This window comes from Acinetobacter lactucae (assembly GCF_013344765.1).
Classification (GTDB): domain Bacteria; phylum Pseudomonadota; class Gammaproteobacteria; order Pseudomonadales; family Moraxellaceae; genus Acinetobacter; species Acinetobacter lactucae_A.
Genome location: NZ_JABVBF010000203.1, coordinates 1 through 5,565, shown reverse-complemented (window position 1 = coordinate 5,565; position 5,565 = coordinate 1). Strand labels below are relative to the sequence as shown.

General features: G+C 34.3%; 6 protein-coding genes. 5 read left to right on the top strand and 1 reads right to left on the bottom strand.

The features are described 5' to 3' along the window. Positions 1 to 642 (bottom strand): hypothetical protein (locus HUN22_RS15315; protein WP_174731079.1); only part of this gene is annotated, 642 nt, incomplete at its 3' end. A 161-nt stretch (positions 643 to 803) separates the two neighbouring features. Between HUN22_RS15315 and HUN22_RS15310 the strand changes: the two genes are divergently transcribed. The 5 genes from HUN22_RS15310 to HUN22_RS15290 form a co-directional block, all read left to right on the top strand. Continuing rightward, positions 804 to 1,061 (top strand): hypothetical protein, encoded by a 258-nt coding sequence (locus tag HUN22_RS15310; RefSeq protein ID WP_001030216.1) that lies wholly within the window; start codon positions 804 to 806, stop codon positions 1,059 to 1,061. Between the two features lie 202 nt (positions 1,062 to 1,263). After that, a complete protein-coding gene (locus HUN22_RS15305; protein WP_254617550.1) occupies positions 1,264 to 1,980 on the top strand; it encodes a Tn7 transposase TnsA N-terminal domain-containing protein in 717 nt (238 codons plus the stop codon). A gap of 1 nt (position 1,981) precedes the next feature. Beyond that, the gene (locus HUN22_RS15300) at positions 1,982 to 3,859 is read left to right on the top strand and encodes a Mu transposase C-terminal domain-containing protein (RefSeq protein WP_174731077.1); all 1,878 of its coding nucleotides are present in this window, start codon (positions 1,982 to 1,984) and stop codon (positions 3,857 to 3,859) included. After that, entirely contained in the window at positions 3,849 to 4,793 is a 945-nt protein-coding gene (locus HUN22_RS15295; RefSeq protein ID WP_174731074.1) for a TniB family NTP-binding protein, read from the top strand. Before HUN22_RS15300 ends, HUN22_RS15295 begins: the two co-directional genes overlap by 11 nt. A 2-nt stretch (positions 4,794 to 4,795) precedes the next feature. Then, a partial coding sequence (locus HUN22_RS15290; RefSeq protein ID WP_174731071.1) for a TniQ family protein occupies positions 4,796 to 5,565 on the top strand: 770 nt, incomplete at its 3' end.

Here is a 5,565-nt window from a genome sequence, read left to right as displayed (position 1 = left end):
ACATAGAGGAAAGACATATAGATAAACTAAAAATGCTAGTCCATACCTAAACTTTGCTAAAGGCAAAAACACACACATTACCAATAATATTCTATAAATGGACTGTCCAATACTTAAAGCGATTTCTCTTTGATTTTGATCATCGGCCATTCTTAAGAATATGATTAAGGCAGCTAGTGCATCCAAGCTTGCTAACCGCTCTAATCTTCTTAGATCTTTTCTTATCTGTAAAACTGGAATTAACTCCTTTTGATCATTCACAGATTTAAAAATAATTCGTTGAACATCCCAAGAAAGTTGGTTAACCCCACTCTCAGTAAACCAATTCAATGGTTTACGTCCTCTTATTGCCTCCCATAAAACATGATTAATAATCCTTGCAGTCCCTTCTACATGTTGATTGGCTTTATTTATAAGTTCTTTTCCAGGGGTATGCTTTCCTATTCTATATTTTGCCCACCTAATATAATTATTAATATCATTTTCCTCTCCTTTCCCAAAAGCATCAGCTTCAATGAACTGTGCTATCTGATGGTTTGTACTGTTTAAAAAGTTTATTTCTATATAGGCATACCAAATGGCTGTACGAATCACATCAAGCCAATCCCTTCGCATCCTAGTTTTTATTTTTTTAGCTTGCATGTTGCGGCGACCTCAACGCAACCATAAATTAATTATGGCTATCTATTTAAAATCAAATAATTAATAAAAATATTATAGATAATTTTATCTCTTAACGCTCTTCTACCATATTTTTTTCGGAAGATATATGCTTTTGTTATGACGGGTTAGGACTAAATAAGATGAATAAAGCAATCTTAATAAGTGCAGAAATGATTGAGCGTGATCTATTTGAACGTCATGGCCCTATGATTTCAGATGAAGCATTGAGAGTTGCATTAGGATATCGTTCTACCGATGCCTTTAGGCAAGCATTAACAAGAAAAACTGTACCAATTCCTGTTTTCTCTGTCGAAAACCGTCGCGGTAAATACGCGCTTGTTAAAGATTTAGCCTTCTGGTTAGCAAAACAAAGAAATGAGGCTGTCCAACAAAGTTAATGTCTACTAAGGAGAACATTAATGATCTAAAAATCTAAGCAAATAAAAAACGGACCCTAAAAAGGATCCGTTGGTGACTTTATATGGAACCATACAAAGACGTGGTAATCAAAGTATCTTCCGTATAAAGCCGTCAGTCAAGTCTTGTTGCTATTTTTTATAGCACCAAAGAATTTCACTCATCTTTAAAAATGTTTTAGGGATGCAACGGAATACTGGAGATACATCTATGTACCCTTTCTCACAAATCAAAAGAAGTAATTTGGCTCAATTTATTTGGGAACAAATAGAAAAAGCTTTTCAGGCTCAACCTAATTTAGCATCAACACTTCACGGGCAACGAAAAATTTATCAAGGGTGTTTTGGCCGTAGAACAGCTTTATTTCCTAGTACTAAATCTGGTGGAGCAATTCCACTTGAAAGTCATCTCGAATTGGCCCAAGCACTCTACCTTGAACAAAACACTCAGGTAAAAAGCTTCCGTACTCAAGCAATAAAAATACCGTTATCAGGTAATCATTTTTACTATCCAGACTTTTTGGTCCAAAACATCGATGGATCATTTGAGATCCATGAAGTGAAACCCTCTATTAGGGCTCTGGCACAAGAAGAGATACAAAAGTTTGAACAGGTCTCTGAGATACTTAATCAAATGGGGATATTGTTTAAGCTTATTGACCAATTCAGCTTACCAACAATAAAACAGCTTCAAAATCTTTTATATTTTTATCAAAGGGGGCATAAACGAAACTGGACACCTTTAGAAATTGATCTAGTAATGAATGCACTGGAGGAATCTACTTTCCAGAACATTGAAGCAGTATATACATTAGTTCAAAAATTGGGTTTGGCTTGTGAATTAGGTGACTATTTACTCTTTCATAAAAAGATCACCATAGGTACAGAAGGAGGAATTTAAGATGCCATCATCATTATTTATTCCTCAGCCAGGTTTTCGCTTCACTTTTAGTAATCAAGAGGACTATGTTTTTGAGATCACTAATGTTACTTATGGGCAAATTCGTTACGCTGCTGTTATCGGTGGAAAATCCTTCACCTTGTCATCTGAAGCGTTTGGTCAATACTATAAAAACGATGAAATCAAATGCATTTTTGCTCCCGAAAAATTAATCATCAATCCGGAAAAATATAGCGAAGTTCAGCGTAAAGAACGATATGTAAGATCTGCACTTTACAAACTATATGAACCTACAGCCTTAATTCCTTTAAAAAAGCTTATTGATGAAATTGCAACAGAACTCGGGGATCAAGTCCCTCCTTCTCCTAGAACAGTTGCAAGATGGATAAATAAATACCGTAGTAGTTGTCATAATAATCTTAGTTTAAGTAATAGTTATAAAGGTAATCAGTCACTTCGATTCCCTCCAGAAATCTATCAAATTATGTCTCAGGGTATTAATGAAATTTATTTAAAGCCTGAGTATAGAACTAGTAAAGATGTTCAAGCATACATATTAGGTAAATTGATAGAACAAGGTATATCAACAAAATATTTGCCCAGTAGAAGAACTGTTCAACGTTACATAGAAAAATTAGATCCTTATTTAGTTACTAAAATTAAAAAAGGGAACCGTATAGCACATAAAGCTTTTCAAGCATCTGGTGAAAGTTGTCCCAGCCCCTTTGCACTTTATATGGTTGAAATTGACACACATTATTTAGATATTATTGTGATTGATCCATTAACCCATCAAGTACTCGGGCGACCATACTTGGCTTGTGGTATTGATGTATATTCACGTGCGATTGTGGGTACATATATAAGTATGTTCCCACCAAGCGCGATGACTACTCTAGCCGTCATTAAAGATATGATTACTCGCCCAAACCATGGACTACCTGGAGGCATTGCATCAATCATCATTCCAGATAATGGAATTGAATTTAAGAATAATTCCTTAGCAAGAGTCTGTGAACAATTAAAAATTACGCTCACACCTTCTCAAATTGGAACCCCTAATAACAAGCCTCATATCGAACGATTTTTCTCAACATTGACCAAAGGAATCATTCAAAAGTTATCGGGTACAACCTTTTCAAATCCTATTGAACGTGGCCTCTACAATTCTGGGAAGAATGCAGGCTATTCATTACTACAGATAAAAGAATACATAAATGAATGGATCAATGGAACCTATCATCAATCTATTCATAGCCAGACTGGAAGAACCCCTATTTTAATGTGGAATGATGCAATTGAGCAGGTCAAACCATCTTTTCTAATAGAATCTGACGCCAAAATTATTTGTCGTAGACCTATTGAAAGAACAATCAATCATGGGCAAGTACAAATTGATGGCTTAGCTTATTATTCTCACGCATTAAAAGTATTAGAAGCAAAAAGAATTAAAAAAGTTACCGTTTTAGTCGATGATCTTGATCTTAACATTGTCTACATTCTTTCGCCGAATGATAAACAAGTGGTCATTCAAGCCGATTCAACGAATCCAGAATACACACAAAATTTATCTCGGATAGTGCATCTAGAAGTACAAGAAAGAAAAAAGCTTATGGCAGATTCAGATCGACAAAGATTAGGACAGTTTGCTGATCTTTATAACTTATATAAGCTTATGCAAGACATACAAATCGATCTTGTCAGAAAAAAACCAAAGTTAAAACAAATCAAAATTGATATTCCAAAACAAATGCAACAGCTCGAAGAAAAGCTTGGTTTAAATACCACCCTCAATCAAATCGATCTTAAAATTCACAAAGATCATATAGTTCCTCCAACTAGATTCGGTTCAATGGAGATAAAAAAAGATGGAAAATAATAATAATTTTGAATCAGTTAGTTATCTTAGAGATCTTGTGATTACTTCAGATGAATTTATGAATGCCTATATAGGCATTCAACAATGCGCTGAACGTAGTATTGCTTACAATGAACCAATTGGAAGTATGCTTCTATCTGAAGGAGGTCTTGGAAAAACGACCCTGTGTCGTGCAGTAATCGCTCAAATGCCAAATTCCGTCAAAATAGAGTATGACAGAAAAAAGAGTATCATTCCCGCTTTTTATGTTGAAGTTCCCTCTCCAGCAACGGTGAAATCCTTAGCGATCACAATGCTAAATAAACTAGGTGATCCAAGTTATAATACTGGAACAACTAAATACCTCACTTCAAGACTTACATACTTACTTATACAATGTGAAACCAAATTGGTTTTTCTAGATGAGTTTCATCATCTTTTTGATCGCAAATTAAATTCAACAAGAATGAATATTACGGTTGGAAATTGGATAAAAACTCTAGTTAACGAAACGGGAATTAGTTTCTGTCTTGTAGGCCTTCCTCAATTTGCAGAACTTATTCAGGTTGACACCCAAATTGCAAGAAGATTTCCTTTTCACTATAAACTATCTCCGCTCACCTTAGGAACAAAAGATACCTACGGCACAATCTACTTATTTCTTCATGAAATCGCTAATAAAGTATTTGAACACAATACTTCTTTTAGTCCGGAATTAGATAGTTATCTTTTAGGTATGCAAATCTATGCTGCAACTAAAGGCAATCATTATTATGTAATGAGCCTTATACGTGAAAGTATTGTAATTGCATTAGATGATGGAAGATCTATTGTCACGCAAAATGATTTTAGTCACGCATGGGCACTTGGAATAACCCTATTTATTAGTGATTTCAAACAAGATCCATTTGTTATGAATCTGGCCCAATTAATATCAGGCATAAAGGGAGTGTAAGTATGAACAATAATGAAAATTTACTTATACAGCCAATTCCATATGAAGGAGAATCCGCGGCTAGCTATTTACTAAGAGCTGCACAACTTAATATGCATTCATCAGTTTATAATCTTTTCGGAAAAGCTCATTTTAAATTTCTAGTTAAACAAGCACCGAATTGTGATATCACTGATCTACCTCGTTTCCAATACGCACTTCAACTCCTTAATATAAATACAGCATATAAGTGGTTAGCTTTTGAAAAAATAAGCCTTACTGGTCGTTCAGCAAGAATGTGGGGAAATATTGAAATTAATAACAAATTACTGAAATCTTCTCCTCAATCTTTTTGTCCATTATGTTTAGAAGAGCAACCCTTTTTTAGAAAAATATGGCTTCTCAAACCTATTTATGCTTGTCCAATTCACTCAATTTTTCTTATAGATCATTGTCCACAATGTAAATCCCCCATTGATCTTAAATCAGGTACAATTTTGACTTGTGCCTCATGTACCTACCAACTTAAAGATAGTCCATTCATTGAATGCTCATCTATCCTATATATCCAATGGTTTATTGACATTCTAAACACTGGTTCAAATGACATTTTTAAACACTTCACAGCTTTCTGGTCAGCATTAAATAAATTTTCTCGACTGGATATGAAAGATCCAATAACTATTGAAAAACAATTGGAGATTACGTATGAATATTTTCACGATCAACGTCAATCAAGTATAAGATTTAGTGATTGGATCAATAGTAGAATTCATTTAGCACACCCAAGAAT

Coding starts and splice junctions, on each gene's coding strand:
- HUN22_RS15305 (WP_254617550.1), top strand. CDS start 1,264: ATGCAACGGAATACTGGAGATACATCTATGTACCCTTTCTCACAAATC.
- HUN22_RS15295 (WP_174731074.1), top strand. CDS start 3,849: ATGGAAAATAATAATAATTTTGAATCAGTTAGTTATCTTAGAGATCTT.
- HUN22_RS15310 (WP_001030216.1), top strand. CDS start 804: ATGAATAAAGCAATCTTAATAAGTGCAGAAATGATTGAGCGTGATCTA.
- HUN22_RS15300 (WP_174731077.1), top strand. CDS start 1,982: ATGCCATCATCATTATTTATTCCTCAGCCAGGTTTTCGCTTCACTTTT.